We start from the raw sequence: 15,054 nt of genomic DNA, 5'->3' as shown, positions 1-15,054 counted from the left end.
TTACCACCCCGAAAAAATTTATTTATCCTCTAATATAAAACACAACATCCCTTCACCAGATATATAACAATTTACCGAAGCTGTAATATGAAGAAGAAATTATACCAACCTACATAAATATTTGATCAGTCTTGCTGGTTAAAATCTCTGTTCACTGCATTAGATATTTTGTAATTAGAGCCACTAGTTACTGCAATATCTACTTTGATAACAATAATTTTTTCCAGTGCAAATACTTGATCAACTACTTAGCATATTGGTATTACACGACCGTCAATTGGTTAAATTATTATTTCTATTTATAGCAATTAAATTTAACCACTATTAATAAACCAAAGTAATGCACTGCAACCACATGTAAAACATAGAGTACAAACAACCGATATACAATTACCCATGGTGAAAAAGATGACAATGATTATTACTTACATTATTAATGTTATCGCAAATGATAATCCACTCAGTAAAATAAATGTTTAATATTAATTATTAAATGTTAAACATTAACTTAATACTTCACCTCTATATTAACTCTATCAAAACCAACTAACTATCAAGGATATAGTAGTGAACCATAAATTATCTGCAGTCGCATTAGCTACCTCGCTTATTATTACTGGTTGTAACAGTAGTAGCTCTGACGGACCTAAAACTGGAACACCTGTGGCTAAAGCAAAAAATGTTATCTTGATGATTTCAGATGGTGCAAGTGATGGAGCATGGGATATTGCATCTTTTTATGAGCACGGAGAGCTGGCAAATAAAGTTGCACCATACAATGCGATGGAACACCGCTATGCCATGACAACTTACCCGCTTAACACAAATTCTACCCCTGCCGAAGATTGTACTGATGAAGCACTTGAGCCTGAGTACACTTATGATCCAGAGAAGGCATGGGATGATACTCGAGTCGATGACGAAAATGCTCGTCGCATGTTTAAAGGTTACGAACACCTAAACGATGGCTGGACTGACTCAGCTGCAGCCGGTACAGCACTGGCTACAGGTACGAAATCTTATAACCAAGCAATCAGTGTTAATAACTGCGGCGAGCCTCTTAAGCTAATTACTGAATATGCAAAAGAAGCGGGCATGAGCACTGGCGTAGTGTCTTCCGTAAACATTAACCATGCAACCTTGGCGGTATTTGGTACCACAAATACTTCTCGCTATGAGAACCATGAGCTAGCTTACGATATGCTAACACGTGGCCACCTAGACCTAATCATGGGTACAGGCCACCCACACTATGATAACAATGGTGATCGCCGTAGCTCACCAACATATAGCACGATTAGCGAAGAAGACTGGGAAGACGTATTGGCAGGAAAGATCTATCCGAAAGGAAGCAACCTGCCATGGAGCTTTATGGATAGCTTCAACGAATTCACTGCCCTAGCAAATGATTATGCATCGGCAGAGCTAATGGAAGGACCATTGCTAGCAATGCCTCGCACAGGCAGCACTATGCAACAGAGCCGCTCTAAATCAGGCTGTAATGACGCCAGCGAAGCTTTTGGTTGTGAACTAAATCAAAATATGCCGTCTCTCAAAATGATGACACAGGGTGCATTGAACTACCTAAGCCAAAACGAGAACGGTTTCTTCGTTATGGTTGAAGGTGGTGCTGTCGACTGGGCTGCTCACGCGAACGATACCGCTCGCATCATCGAAGAGCAAATCGACTTCAATGACTCAGTAAGCGCTGTGATTGAGTGGGTAGAGGCAAACAGCAGCTGGGATGAGACCCTGCTAATCGTCACCACGGACCACGGTAACTCGTACGTTCTGGGTGATAACTCTGACATTGAAGCATACGCAGCGGTAGAAAACGCGGGAGCATTTTCCACTCCAGAAGTTAAATACTTCAGTGGCGACCACACAACTGAACTAGTACGCCTATATGCTAAAGGCGCGGGTGCAGCACTGTTCAAAGACTACTTCGATGGACACGACCCTTACTACGCAGAGATGTACCGTAACGATGGTGCAACCGGTGATTACTTCGACAACACTAACGTTTTTGATGTGATGAAGTCGGTCATCGATGAAGATTCTATGTAAGTTTAAACATAGTTGAGCATACTGTTTGACTTTAAGAGCCTGCTATTTATTTAGCGGGCTCTTTTTTATGCTAGCAACAATCTGTATCAACCTCACACGTACAGCTTTCCCTTCTCTTTTCACCGAAAAGCGATCGCTTATCAAGATCTTGAAAAACTGATTTGGCTTACCCCAGAAAGTTCAAGGGGTGATCAGCTTGTACAGCTTTTGGGCTATTTGAACCCAAAAGCTTATATTCCTGTACACGGTTATCTAGTTGAAAATAAATGTATATCTATTTCAGTTACTTACAACTTAGCGTTCAACAAAAAAAGTATTAGGATCATTACAAGCCTAATACTTTTGACTACCCATAGGAAGATCGGAGTGATCCGTAAGATCAGCCCATGTCGACGGTGACCCCAGACAATGCATTCATACTTCGTTGACTCTTGTTTCCCACTTTAATCATCAAGCGCAGATCGTTGGCTGAATCAGCATGGTGCAAGGCATCCTGCTCGGTGATCTTGCCGGTGCTGTATAGGTCATAGAGCGACTGATCGAAGGTCATCATCCCCGACTCATTCGATTTGGCCATGGTCTCTTTGATCTCATGAAGCTCGCCGCGACGGATCAAGTCCGCGACCCTCGGGGTGTTGATCAACAACTCAAAAGCACCATGCCTGCCGATCCCATGCGCATCAGGGATCAACTGCTGGGCCAAGATACATTTAAGGTTCAAAGACAGGTCGAACAGAAACTGCCCACGGCGCTCTTTCGGCACTAAATGCAAGATCCGCTCTAGTGCCTGATTGGCATTGTTGGCGTGCAGGGTCGCCATACACAGATGTCCGGTCTCGGCAAAGTTCATCGCATATTCCATGGTCTCTGGAGTACGGATTTCACCAATCAGGATCATATCCGGTGCCTGGCGCAGGGAGTTTTTCAGCGCCACTTCGTAGCTTTCGGTGTCCAGCCCCACCTCGCGCTGGGTGATGATGCACTTGTTGTGCTTGTGTACGAATTCAATAGGATCTTCTACCGTCAGGATATGACCACTGCGGTTGCCATTACGGTAACCGGTCATGGCTGCCATCGACGTCGACTTGCCCGACCCGGTCGCGCCAACAACCAATACCAGCCCACGTTTGGCCAGTGCCATCTTCTGCATATCCATCGGTAGATTAAGTGAATGAAAATCCGGGATTTCCGTTTCAATACGGCGGATCACCATCCCCGGTAATTCTCGCTGCCAGAAAGCGCTGACCCGGAAGCGATACTCCCCCCTTACCAGGGCAAAGTTAGCCTCTTTGCTGGCACGGTATTCCGCCTCTTGCTCACTGTCCATCGCCTCACCAAACATCTGCTCGATGGCTTTAAGATCGAGCGTATCGCCAAGGGGGTGGAAGTTGCCATCAATGCGGAGTAAACAAGGGGAATCAACCGTAATATAGAGATCCGAGGCCTTGCGGCTCACCATTTCGTTCAGTGCATGCTGTAACGTCATTCTCTCTATCCCCACTAAAACTGCGAAAAGCCAGAGTCCACGACCCGGCGTCCTTCCTCGGCCTCCACCAGCCCCTGGGCGACCAGCATCTTGACACTCTGATCCATGGTCTGCATTTCCATCGCCGAGCCTGTCTGGATCATTGAAAACATCTGCGCCACCTTGTCTTCCCGGATCAAGTTACGAATCGCCGGTGTCGCCATCATCACCTCATGGGCGGCAATACGTCCACCACTGGTACACTTGAGCAGGCTCTGCGATACCACCGCACGTAGCGACTCCGACAACATGGATCGGACCATCGCCTTGTCATTGCCCGGGAACACATCGATGATCCTATCGACGGTCTTGGCCGCCGAACTGGTATGCAAGGTTCCCAGCACCAAATGGCCGGTTTCTGCCGCCGTCAGGGCCAAGCTGATCGTCTCGCGGTCACGGAGCTCACCGACCACAATCACATCAGGATCTTCACGTAGCGAAGAGCGCAAGGCATTATGGAAGCTGTGAGTATCACGGTGAACCTCACGCTGGTTGATAAGGCAACGTTTACCGGTGTGGATGAATTCCACCGGATCTTCAATAGTCAGGATATGGCAGTTTGAATTCTCGTTGATGTAATCCACCAACGCAGCAATCGTGGTCGATTTACCTGAGCCTGTAGCCCCGGTCACCAACACCAATCCACGTGGAAGCTGGGCGATCTGATAAAAAACATCAGGCACACCCAGTGACTCCAGAGTCGGGATCTTGACTGGTATCGTCCTGAATACCGCTGCACTGCCCCTTGCTTGCCTGAATGCATTGACACGAAAGCGCCCAACATCGGGTAATTCAAACGAGAAATCGACTTCTAGTCGCTCTTCAAACTCCCGGCGCTGGGCATCATTCATTATATCGAATACCAAACGGTGTACTTCTGCATGCTCCAAAGCCGGTAAACTCAGCTTGCGCACATCGCCGTCAACCCGGATCATCGGCGGAACACCAGCAGAAAGGTGCAGATCAGAGGCGTTATGCTTTACACTAAAGTCCAGTAGTTCGGTGATATCCATAAATTTTCCCCACAGAATCAATTATGAATAGTATCAAGCAAAATATTGAACAGGTCATCACCCAGATCGGCCTGGCAGCAGAAAAATGCGGTAGAGATGCCGAATCAGTGCAACTGCTTGCAGTTAGCAAAACCAAACCTATTGCCGCGATAGAGGAAGCGATTGCCGCTGGCCATGCAGCATTTGGCGAAAACTATGTTCAGGAAGGTGTCGAAAAGGTCCAGTACTTTGCCCAGCAAGGTCTCGCGTCGTCATTAAGCTGGCACTTCATTGGCCCGATCCAGTCCAACAAAACCCGCCCGATTGCCGCGCACTTCGACTGGGTCCACTCGGTTGACCGTGCCAAGATCGCCCGCCGCCTGAGCGAACAGCGCCCGGATGGTATGGCACCCCTCAATGTCCTACTCCAGGTCAACACCAGTGGTGAAGACTCCAAGTCGGGACTGGATTTTGATGACGTCGACGCGCTGGCAGATGAAATCGCCACCATGCCAAACCTGGTGTTACGTGGCCTAATGTCGATTCCGCAAAAAGCCGATGATTACGACAGCCAGTTAGCTGCGTTTTCCAGCCTGGCTGAGACAATGGACAAGCTCAAGGCCAAACACCCGCAGCTTGACACCCTGTCGATGGGAATGAGTGGCGATCTTGATGCCGCCGTTGCCGCCGGCAGTACCATTGTCCGCATTGGCACGGCTATTTTTGGTGCCCGTGATTATTCGTAGTTCAGCGAGAATAACTTGGGTATATAATAGCCACACAATTATAACGTCTAGGAAGGACGTCATCGTCCCTCCCGGCCTTGAAAACACAAAGGATGTAACATGGAACAACGCGCGATTGCCTTCATTGGTGCCGGTAACATGGCCCGCTCTATCATCGCTGGCCTCGTTGCCAGCGGCTATGCGCCGGACAAAATCACCGCGACCGCACCAAGCTCAGCCCGCCGCGAGCCGTTGGCCCGTGATTACGGGATCCACACCACCGACAATAACCTCAGCGCCGCTTCCGATGCCGATGTGATTGTATTAGCCGTTAAGCCCCAGCTGATGGAAGAGGTGTGCCGACCACTGCAGATCCTCGATTTTTCCGGCAAGCTAGTGATCTCAATTGCCGCCGGAGTGAGTGCCGAGCGCCTCAACCAGATGCTGGCAACCAAGCTGAGCCTAGTGCGGGTAATGCCCAATACCCCATCACTTATTGGCAAAGGCATGAGCGGCCTCTTCGCCTCTAGCAGCCTCAACCCCAATGACCGTCAATTTGCCGAACACTTAATGCAGGCTGTCGGCGAAGTATGCTGGGTAGAGCAAGAGTCGGGAATTAACGGTATTATTGCCGCTGCTGGTAGTGCTCCTGCTTACTTCTTCCTGTTTATGGAAGCGATGCAGGCAGAAGCCATCAAGCAAGGTTTTACCCCCGAGCAAGCCCGTATGTTGGTACAGCAGTCGGCGCTTGGCGCCGCAGAAATGGTCGTTGCCAACCCGGATACCGACCTAGCGACCCTTCGTGCCCAGGTAACCTCGAAAGGGGGTACAACTGCCGAGGCAATCCGCACTTTCAACGAGTGCCAACTTAGTGATACCGTAGCAAAAGCAATGCGTGCTGCCGTTTCCCGCGCTGAAGAAATGGAAAAATTATTTTAAGGTTAGTATATGAACTCAATTGGTTTTCTTGTCAGTACCCTATTTGATCTCTACATAATGGTCGTGCTGCTGCGCATCTGGCTCCAGTGGGCGCGTGCCGATTTTTACAATCCGTTTTCGCAGTTTATCATCAAGGCAACCCAGCCGGTCGTCGGCCCGCTGCGCCGCATTATTCCGTCAATTGGCTCACTGGATGTCGCCACCCTGCTGTTTGCCTACATCCTGAGTATGGGTAAGTTCATCCTCCTGCAGTTGGTGCTGGGCGGTGGCTTTATGTTTACCCCTGAATACTTCTGGATTGGCGCCCTATCATTAGTGAAAGCCGCTGGTGGCCTGCTGTTCTGGGTACTACTGCTACGCGCTATCCTAAGCTGGGTCAGCCAAGGCCGCAGCCCTGTTGAATATGTAATGCACCAACTTACCGAGCCATTGACAGCCCCTATCCGCCGTATTATCCCTGCAATGGGTGGCCTGGATCTGAGTGTATTGGTTCTGTTCCTTGGCCTGCAGTTTGCCAATTTCCTGATCGGTGACGTTGTCGGCCCGATCTGGTTCCAGCTATGAGCCAACAGGCCGTTTACCTTGATGGTGACGATCTGATCTTAAGGCTCTATATTCAGCCCAAGGCCAGCCGTGACCAACTGGTTGGCCTGCATGGTGATGAAATCAAAGTGGCGATCACCGCCCCGCCGGTTGATGGCAAGGCCAATGCCCATCTGACTAAGTACCTGTCCAAACAGTTCAAGGTCGCCAAGGGGCAGATTGACATAGAAAAAGGGGAGCTAGGACGTCACAAGCAAGTGCGAATCACTGCCCCCAAGGTTATCCCCGAGCCCATCAAAGCTCTGTTATAACCAACTGCGATTTCCAGCCCGGCGTCCCCCAATACGCCGGGCTGTTTTTTTATCAGGCGATGTCGTCTGACTATAATGGAACTAAGCAATACCCACTCCCGGTGCAGGGACAATCCCCGACCCTGTGCGTATAAAAGGATAATAAAATGACTCGTTTTTTCAGCTTATTTGCCCTGTTACTTACCAGCTTGGGTGCAACCTTCCCGGTCCATGCCGAGCAGTTCGAAAAAATCGGTAATTTGGAGGTTCACTACTCCAGCTTCCCATCAACATTTCTCACCCCCGATGTTGCCAGTACATACAAAATCCAGCGCAGCCGGTATTCCGCCGTGATCAATGTCACCGTGCTTGATGCAGATAAGCCGGGAAAACCGGCAGTAACAGCGGTACTCAATGGTCAAGCCAAAAACCTACTCGGCAGCGTAAAGAACCTCTCTTTCCGCGAGCTCAGGGAAGGTAAAGCGATTTATTACATCGCTGAAATCAAACATGCCAATGAAGAGCGCTTCAGTTTCTCCATCGACATATCCCACAACGGCACCCGAGGCAACATCACGTTTGACCAGACTTTTTATGTCGACTAAGCCATGTGTGCAATAACGTTCAAAGAATGTATTTACAGGGAGCCTAGCGCTCCCCTTTTAATTTCCGGGCAGTGAGATAAGATAGCGCCCTCTTTATTGTGAGGAACTGTGATGAGCAAATTAGTACTGGCTACTGGTAATCAGGGCAAAGTGAAAGAAATGGCGAGCCTGCTGGCTGATTTCGGCTTCGATGTGGTTGCCCAGAGCGATTACAACGTCTCTTCGGTTGCCGAGACAGGCACCACCTTTATCGAAAACGCTATCATCAAAGCTCGCCATGCCGCCAAGGAAACCGGTTTGCCAGCGATTGCCGATGACTCAGGCCTTGAAGTCGACTACCTCAAGGGAGCACCGGGGATCTATTCTGCCCGGTTCGCAGGTGAAGATGCCTCAGATGAAGAAAACCTGCAAAAGCTGCTAACAGAAATGGAAGGGGTAGCGCCAGAGCAGCGTACCGCCCGCTTCCATTGCGTACTGGTGATGATGCGCCACGAGAATGATCCTACCCCGTTAGTCTGCCACGGCAGTTGGGAAGGCCAGATCCTGACCGAAGCCCATGGTGAGAATGGCTTTGGTTATGATCCCATTTTCTGGGTACCTGAAGATCAGTGTTCTTCAGCACAGCTTGAACCAGCCCGCAAGAAACAACTATCACACCGAGGCAAAGCCCTAACCAAGCTCTTTGCCGCCCTGAAGGAAGCATAAACCATGCTAGTACCACCACCACTGAGCCTGTATATCCATATCCCATGGTGTGTCCAGAAGTGCCCTTATTGCGACTTCAACTCCCATGCGCTGAAAGCCGATATTCCGGAACTCGATTACATTGATGCCCTTATCGAAGATCTCGATACCGACTTGGCCAAATATGATCTCAATCGCCAAGCCCGGGAGCTGCATTCCATCTTCATCGGTGGTGGTACCCCAAGCCTGATCTCCGCGCCGGAAATCGGCCGCTTGCTCGATGCCGTCAAGCAACGGATCCCGTTTAGCAAGGATATCGAAATCACCATGGAGGCCAATCCTGGCACCGTTGAGGCTGGCCGCTTCAACGCCTACCGCGCGGTAGGCGTCAACCGTATCTCGATTGGTATCCAGAGTTTCCAGGACGAAAAACTCAAACGCCTAGGCCGAATCCATGGCAGCAAAGAAGCCATTACTGCCGCCGGGCTGGCCAAAGAGGCCGGACTCGACAGCTTCAACATCGACCTGATGCACGGCCTGCCGGATCAGAGTATCGATGATGCCCTGTCGGATCTGAAACAGGCGATAGCCTTGCAGCCACCGCACTTGTCTTGGTATCAGCTGACTATCGAACCCAATACCCTGTTCTACTCCAAACCGCCGGTACTGCCAGATGACGATGACCTATGGGACATCTTCGAACAAGGCCACCAGCTACTGGCCGAAGCAGGCTATGTCCAGTACGAAATATCTGGCTATAGCAAACCCGACTACCAATGCCGCCACAACCTCAACTACTGGCGCTTCGGCGACTACCTGGGGATCGGTTGCGGCGCCCACGGCAAGCTGAGCTTTGCCGATGGTACTATCACCCGTACAGTGAAGGTCAAACACCCTCGAGGCTACCTCAACCCGGCCAAACCGTATCTGGATCAGGAAAACCAGGTTGCTGCCGGCGAGCGCCCGTTCGAGTTCTTTATGAACCGCTTCCGCCTGCTAGAAGCCTGCCCGAAACAAGATTATGTCGATCGTACTGGCCTACCGTTATCGAGCATTGAAAGGCCTATCAACTGGGCTCTTGAGCAGAATTATCTAGAAGATAAGGGCGAGCAGTGGCAGATCACCGAACACGGCAAGCTGTTCCTCAATGATTTACTCGCTGCATTTGTCGAGGAAGACGAATAAATCAAACGTCTTTTGGCTAGTGATAGGCAAATCGATGCCATCTAATACCAATCTGGATAAGTAGTTAATCAAGTATTTATGTAGGTTGGTATAATTTAGGTAGTCGAACCAAGTTTCAAAACCTATCGGTATGGATGCACCGAGTTGGCAATTCAACTCAGAGCTACATGGATGTATTTATGCATTTTTGAAATTTTCGTTCAACTACCATGAAGAAAGCTGAATTGACCACATCAATCCAGAGTCACACTCTGCCAGCGCTTGAGGGCGGGAATTTGGGATTGGATTTCGTTTTCTTTCGCTTGGCGCATTGCCACCTGATCGCACAACTTCTGGTCGATCAACTGTGAGTGGGACAAGGTATAGGGCAAGTCATCCAGCATAAGGCGGTGATAATCAGCCAACAAAGCCGATTGCTCGTCATTGAGTTTGACCTTGTGCACGCCAAAATAAAGCTGGCCGCTAGGCTGGATCTGAAAACTCTCTCCCTTCAACTCCAGGTTGAGCGCCCCATCCTGCATACTCAGGCTATTGTGCCACTCAAACTGACACACCGGATCATCACTGGCTTGAACCCCCAGTGACAAGGCAAACCCAATAACCGCTAATTGGTACCCGCAAACACGCAATAGCATAAACCTCTCCCCATAACCGGGGCAGGCGAAGGTTTATTGATCCGCATTACCCCGTTAAAAAATTGAACGGCCGATCCGCTCAGCCAGCAATTCGAGGGCAGCTGTACCGGCCAGAGAGTTACCCGAAGGATCCAGCTCTGGCGACCATACTGCGATGGCCATTTCACCGGGAACGATGGCAATGATCCCGCCACCCACTCCCGACTTACCCGGCATACCTACCCGATATGCAAATTCCCCTGCCCCATCGTACAACCCACAGGTCGCCAGTAGCGCATTCATTTGCTTAGACTGAGTTTGGGTGATAATTGTTTTTTTTGCGCCCAAAGGAAGCCCTTTATTTGCCAAGTAGCTGAAAGTTTTGGCTAAATCAACACAACTCATTTTCAGGGCGCAATAGCTGAAGTAATTGGTAAGCACCGGCATCACTTCGTTGTCGAAGTTACCGAAAGACCGCATCAGGTAAGCAATCGAGGCATTGCGATCACTGTGCTGCATCTCTGAGGCGGCAACAACCTTGTCATAGCAAATATGCGGGTTCTGGGCCAGATCTCGCACCAACTCCAGCATCCGGTATTGCGGGGCTGACAAACGACTGTGCAGCAGATCCGAGACCACCAGCGCACCGGCATTGATAAACGGGTTACGTGGAATACCGTTTTCCAGCTCAAGCTGGATCATCGAATTGAAGGCATGGCCCGATGGCTCTTTGCCAACCCGCTGCCAGATCTCATCAGGCTGGTACAATGTCATTGCCAATGTCAAACTCAGCGCCTTGGAGATCGACTGAATCGAGAAATCTTCCTCGCTATCACCCGCCTGGATAATTTCACCATCGTTATAACACACAGCAATTCCCAACTTGTTGGCCGGAACTTCCGCCAATGCAGGAATATAGTCAGCCACTTTGCCTTTGCCGATCAACGGCCTGACTTCATCCAAAATCTCGTTTAGCAACTGCTCTGTTGGTTTCATTACTTTTCTCCAAGGATAAAAAAGCCAACGCGAGGTTGGCTTTTTTCGAACAACGGATACACCTAGCGGTGCTTGGCAATCTCTTGCCCAAATGCGCTGAGGCTTACTCAGTGCGCGCGTATTTCATGTCCCATACACCGTGGCCCAAACGGTGGCCGCGAGCTTCAAATTTGGTTAGCGGACGATCTTCAGGACGTGGGATGTAAGCACCGTCTGTTGCCGTATTGCGGTAACCCGGCGCAGCATCCATCACTTCAACCATATGCTCAGCGTAATTTTCCCAGTCTGTCGCCATGTGGAAGATACCACCGATTTTCAGCTTTTTACGCAGCATTTCTGCAAACTCAGGCTGAACGATACGACGTTTGTGGTGACGCGCCTTGTGCCATGGGTCAGGGAAGAACAGCTGCACGCAATCAAGGCTGCCGTCTGCAATCATGTGCTCGAACACTTCTACGCCGTCGTGACACATGACACGTAGGTTAGTCAGACCCGCTTCTTCTGCGCCCATCAAGCAAGCACCCACACCTGGGCTGTGAACTTCAATACCGATGAAGTTTTTCTCTGGGGAGTTCTTGGCCATCTCAACCAGAGAAGCACCCATACCAAAGCCGATTTCCAGTGTAACTGGGTTATCGTTATTAAATACTTCTTTCCAGTCCAGCATCTGCTGAGCGAAGTCGATACCCATAGCCGCCCAGTTATTGTCCATGGCCGCTTCTTGGCCCTTGGTCAAGCGACCTTCGCGACGAACAAAGCTACGTACCTTACGTACCAGTTTGCCGTCTTCGGTAAATTCGTTCAGGGTAACTTCACCTGACTTTTTTGAAACTTCGCTCATGCTTACTATCCAAACAAAAAAGAAACGGAACGGCATTATCCAAAGTTACAGCGCAAGTGCAAGTCTATCGATTGCGACGACCCGGACTTTGTGGTGCAATCAGGGCCAAAAATAAGACAGGCGAAGACGGCTGTCAGTAAAGTGAGCTTGAAACTGTGACCAATACCTTCTCTGATGCCATTTTAGCGTGGTATGACAAATTTGGCCGGAAAACCCTGCCATGGCAACAGCAAAAGACCCCCTACAAGGTCTGGCTGTCGGAAATCATGCTACAGCAAACCCAAGTCGCTACGGTGATCCCATACTTTGAACGTTTCATCGAACGCTTCCCTACCGTCGCCGATCTTGCAGCAGCGGAACAAGACGAAGTGTTGCACCTATGGACTGGCCTCGGCTACTACGCCCGAGCGAGAAACCTGCATAAAGCAGCCAAACACATTGTTGAGCACTATAACGGCGTTTTCCCAACCGATATCGAACAAGTGGTTGCCCTACCAGGGATCGGCCGCTCTACCGCTGGTGCAGTCTTGTCACTGTCGCTCAAACAACATCACCCCATCTTGGATGGCAACGTAAAACGCACGTTGGCCCGATGCTATGCCGTTGAAGGCTGGCCGGGGAAAAAGCCGGTCGAAAACAAACTCTGGGAAATTGCCGAGGCCAACACCCCCGCTCAGGGCGTAGAACGTTATAACCAAGCCATGATGGATATGGGGGCGATGATCTGTACCCGCAGCAAGCCAAAATGCGAATTGTGCCCCGTCGCCGAACGTTGTGAGGCTAAAGCGCAGGCCAGACAAGCCGAGTTTCCGGGCAAGAAGCCGAAAAAAACGCTACCGGAGAAGCAAGCTTGGTTTGCCATTTTTCAGTATGATGAATATGTCTGGTTGGAAAAGCGCCCACCCGCAGGGATCTGGGGCGGCCTGTGGTGCTTCCCGCAACAGGATCACGCCGATCTAACCGCAATTATCGAGCAGCGAATTGATCAATTAGAGATCATCCGCGATCAAGAGCAGCTCAACGCATTCCGCCATACCTTCAGTCATTACCACTTGGATATCGTACCGGTAAAATTGAGCCTTTCCGAACAACCCAACGGCATCAGCGAAGCAGGCAAAGGTCTGTGGTATAACCTCAACCAACCCGCGGAGGTTGGATTGGCGGCTCCAGTACAGCAGATCCTCGAGAGCCTACGCTACGAGCTAAATAGATAGCAACGTATACCCGAGTAACTTCAAGTTACATGCACCTTGAAGTTACTTGAGTATATTAAGCATGATATAAATATACCCAAGCTAACGAATCAACGTTATAACGAAGGAGCTCCCCGATGAGCCGTACAGTATTTTGTTCCCGCCTAAAAAAAGACGCGGAAGGCCTTGATTTCCAACTTTATCCTGGTGAACTAGGCAAGCGTATTTTCGACAACATCTCGAAAGAAGCCTGGGCTGAATGGCAAGGCAAACAGACAATGCTGATCAACGAGAAAAAACTGAACATGATGGATCCGGAGCACCGCAAGCTACTGGAAACCGAAATGGTTAACTTCTTGTTCGAAGGCCAGGATGTCATTATCGACGGCTACACACCGCCGAGCGAATAATTCCGCTAATGCTTCCTCAGCGCTTGGTCGTTTAACTCAAGAGAAGCATATCAGTCACTAATTCAGGCATCTCTTGTAAGATGCCTTTTTCTTATTTCGGGAACTATGAGATTACGCGCGCTGTTTTTATCCCTGCTCATGCTGAGCGGATGTAGCCGAGAGTTCATCGAGCAACTCTACGATGTCGACTACTCCACCACCAACCGTTTTGCCAACAACCTCGCCCCGTTGCCCGGCCAGTTCACCCAAGATACTGCCGCGCTCGACAGGCTGATGAACTCCTTCAACGGTCAGGTAAAACGCTATTGGGGGGATAACGACTCTCTGGTCGCCAGCAAGCGTCAATACGTAAAATACACCGACGGCTACCGCAGCCGCGCCCATGTCGACTTTGAGCGCGGTATGGTTATTGTCGAAACCGTTGCCAAAACCGAACCGACCAAACACCTCAAGGAAGCGATTACCACCACTTTGCTGACGCCAGACAACCCAGGCGGCGTCGATCTGTATTCCGATTCGGCTATCGAGTTGAGTGGCAAGCCGTTCCTCTACGGTCAGGTACTCGACAGTGAAGGCAAGCCGATCGAATGGTCATGGCGTGCCAATCGCTTCGCCGATGATCTGATCAACAGCAAACTGAAAAAGCGCTCGGAGCGCTTCCATCAAGTCTATTATGTTGAAATCCCCATGGTGGCCGACCATGCCAACCAGCGAGGGTACAAATATGCCAATATTGTTCGTGATGCCTCCCGTCGTTACGGCATTGCCGAAGATCTGATCTACGCCATTATCAAAACCGAAAGCAGCTTCAACCCCTATGCGGTCAGCCACGCCAATGCCTACGGCCTGATGCAGGTGGTGCCTAAAACCGCCGGAGCCGACGTGTTCAAGCTAGTGAAAAACAAGCCCGGCATCCCGACACCTGAGTACCTGTTTGATCCTGCAAGAAATATTGATACCGGCACTGCCTACTTCTACATATTGCGTACCCGGTATTTGAAAGACGTCCGTGATCCGCTGTCGCTCCATTACAGCATGATCTCGGCTTACAACGGTGGAACAGGAGGAGTACTCAATACTTTCCACAGCAGTGATCGCAAGCGGGCGATGAACGATTTGAACAGTTTACAACCAAATCAAGTCTACTGGGCACTGACCAACAAGCACCGTAATGCCGAAGCCAGAAGGTATTTGGAAAAAGTCACCGCATTCCAAAAAGAATTTAACCAAGGAAAAATCTGAAGCGATGACAAGGAAATAGCCACAATCGGCGTTTCCGAGCAAAAAGCAGGCAACCGAATGCGACAATGAAATTTTTCTGAAAAAATGGTTGACGAAAAGAACGAAAAACCGTTTAATAGCGCTCCGTTGCCTCGATAGCTCAGTCGGTAGAGCAGAGGATTGAAAATCCTCGTGTCGGTGGTTCGATTCCGCCTCGAGGCACC

The 15,054-nt window shown here is 49.9% G+C and carries 16 protein-coding genes and 1 tRNA gene; 12 read left to right on the top strand and 5 right to left on the bottom strand.

The window, feature by feature from the left end; genetic code table 11:
* The first annotated feature begins 567 nt into the window (after positions 1-567).
* Positions 568-2,067 (top strand): alkaline phosphatase, encoded by a 1,500-nt coding sequence (locus tag ACVA53_RS22005; protein ID WP_446506264.1) that lies wholly within the window; start codon positions 568-570, stop codon positions 2,065-2,067.
* Between the two features lie 379 nt (positions 2,068-2,446).
* Here the strand turns inward: ACVA53_RS22005 and ACVA53_RS22000 are convergent, their stop codons facing one another.
* Both ACVA53_RS22000 and ACVA53_RS21995 read right to left on the bottom strand, forming a co-directional pair.
* The gene (locus tag ACVA53_RS22000; protein ID WP_446506263.1) at positions 2,447-3,553 is read right to left on the bottom strand and encodes a PilT/PilU family type 4a pilus ATPase; all 1,107 of its coding nucleotides are present in this window, start codon (positions 3,551-3,553) and stop codon (positions 2,447-2,449) included.
* 14 nt (positions 3,554-3,567) lie between these two features.
* Positions 3,568-4,605: a type IV pilus twitching motility protein PilT gene (locus ACVA53_RS21995; RefSeq protein ID WP_446506262.1), complete on the bottom strand. Its 1,038-nt coding sequence runs from the start codon at positions 4,603-4,605 to the stop codon at positions 3,568-3,570.
* 23 nt (positions 4,606-4,628) lie between these two features.
* Between ACVA53_RS21995 and ACVA53_RS21990 the strand changes: the two genes are divergently transcribed.
* From ACVA53_RS21990 to hemW, 7 genes are all read left to right on the top strand, one after another.
* A complete protein-coding gene (locus ACVA53_RS21990) occupies positions 4,629-5,330 on the top strand; it encodes a YggS family pyridoxal phosphate-dependent enzyme (protein ID WP_446506261.1) in 702 nt (233 codons plus the stop codon).
* Between the two features lie 99 nt (positions 5,331-5,429).
* On the top strand, positions 5,430-6,248 hold the full coding sequence (gene proC / locus ACVA53_RS21985; protein ID WP_446506260.1) for a pyrroline-5-carboxylate reductase: 819 nt from the start codon (positions 5,430-5,432) through the stop codon (positions 6,246-6,248).
* A gap of 9 nt (positions 6,249-6,257) precedes the next feature.
* Positions 6,258-6,812, top strand: a complete 555-nt coding sequence (locus ACVA53_RS21980; RefSeq protein WP_255041164.1) for a YggT family protein — start codon at positions 6,258-6,260, stop codon at positions 6,810-6,812.
* A complete protein-coding gene (gene yggU, locus ACVA53_RS21975) occupies positions 6,809-7,102 on the top strand; it encodes a DUF167 family protein YggU (protein ID WP_255041165.1) in 294 nt (97 codons plus the stop codon). The genes ACVA53_RS21980 and yggU overlap by 4 nt, the downstream gene beginning before the upstream one ends.
* 146 nt (positions 7,103-7,248) lie before the next feature.
* Positions 7,249-7,686 carry a DUF4426 domain-containing protein gene (locus ACVA53_RS21970; RefSeq protein ID WP_255041166.1) on the top strand — a complete coding sequence of 146 codons (438 nt, stop codon included), beginning with the start codon at positions 7,249-7,251 and terminating at the stop codon, positions 7,684-7,686.
* 111 nt (positions 7,687-7,797) lie between these two features.
* Positions 7,798-8,391, top strand: a complete 594-nt coding sequence (locus tag ACVA53_RS21965) for an XTP/dITP diphosphatase (protein WP_255041167.1) — start codon at positions 7,798-7,800, stop codon at positions 8,389-8,391.
* Positions 8,392-8,394: 3 nt separating this feature from the next.
* Positions 8,395-9,555 (top strand): radical SAM family heme chaperone HemW, encoded by a 1,161-nt coding sequence (gene hemW / locus ACVA53_RS21960; protein WP_446506259.1) that lies wholly within the window; start codon positions 8,395-8,397, stop codon positions 9,553-9,555.
* 233 nt (positions 9,556-9,788) lie between these two features.
* Here the strand turns inward: hemW and ACVA53_RS21955 are convergent, their stop codons facing one another.
* The 3 genes from ACVA53_RS21955 to trmB all read right to left on the bottom strand — a co-directional run bounded on the left by ACVA53_RS21955 (position 9,789) and on the right by trmB (position 12,006).
* The gene (locus tag ACVA53_RS21955; RefSeq protein ID WP_255041169.1) at positions 9,789-10,190 is read right to left on the bottom strand and encodes a YggN family protein; all 402 of its coding nucleotides are present in this window, start codon (positions 10,188-10,190) and stop codon (positions 9,789-9,791) included.
* Positions 10,191-10,244: 54 nt separating this feature from the next.
* Positions 10,245-11,165 carry a glutaminase B gene (glsB, locus tag ACVA53_RS21950; RefSeq protein WP_255041170.1) on the bottom strand — a complete coding sequence of 307 codons (921 nt, stop codon included), beginning with the start codon at positions 11,163-11,165 and terminating at the stop codon, positions 10,245-10,247.
* A 103-nt stretch (positions 11,166-11,268) separates the two neighbouring features.
* Positions 11,269-12,006, bottom strand: coding sequence for a tRNA (guanosine(46)-N7)-methyltransferase TrmB (trmB, locus tag ACVA53_RS21945; RefSeq protein ID WP_446506258.1), 738 nt, complete (start codon positions 12,004-12,006; stop codon positions 11,269-11,271).
* A gap of 155 nt (positions 12,007-12,161) precedes the next feature.
* Here trmB and mutY point away from each other — a divergent pair, with 155 nt between their 5' ends.
* The 4 genes from mutY to ACVA53_RS21925 all read left to right on the top strand — a co-directional run bounded on the left by mutY (position 12,162) and on the right by ACVA53_RS21925 (position 15,052).
* A complete protein-coding gene (gene mutY, locus ACVA53_RS21940; RefSeq protein ID WP_446506257.1) occupies positions 12,162-13,220 on the top strand; it encodes an A/G-specific adenine glycosylase in 1,059 nt (352 codons plus the stop codon).
* Between the two features lie 116 nt (positions 13,221-13,336).
* Complete coding sequence (locus ACVA53_RS21935) at positions 13,337-13,609, top strand: oxidative damage protection protein (protein ID WP_446506256.1); 273 nt, start codon at positions 13,337-13,339, stop codon at positions 13,607-13,609.
* A gap of 105 nt (positions 13,610-13,714) precedes the next feature.
* A complete protein-coding gene (gene mltC / locus ACVA53_RS21930; protein ID WP_446506255.1) occupies positions 13,715-14,851 on the top strand; it encodes a membrane-bound lytic murein transglycosylase MltC in 1,137 nt (378 codons plus the stop codon).
* Between the two features lie 128 nt (positions 14,852-14,979).
* Positions 14,980-15,052, top strand: a tRNA-Phe gene (locus tag ACVA53_RS21925).
* Positions 15,053-15,054 lie beyond the last annotated feature (2 nt).

The sequence above is a fragment of the Photobacterium sp. DNB23_23_1 genome (assembly GCF_052873815.1).
Note: the sequence above shows the minus strand (reverse complement) of the source record. Positions and strands in the feature narration are given on the sequence as shown.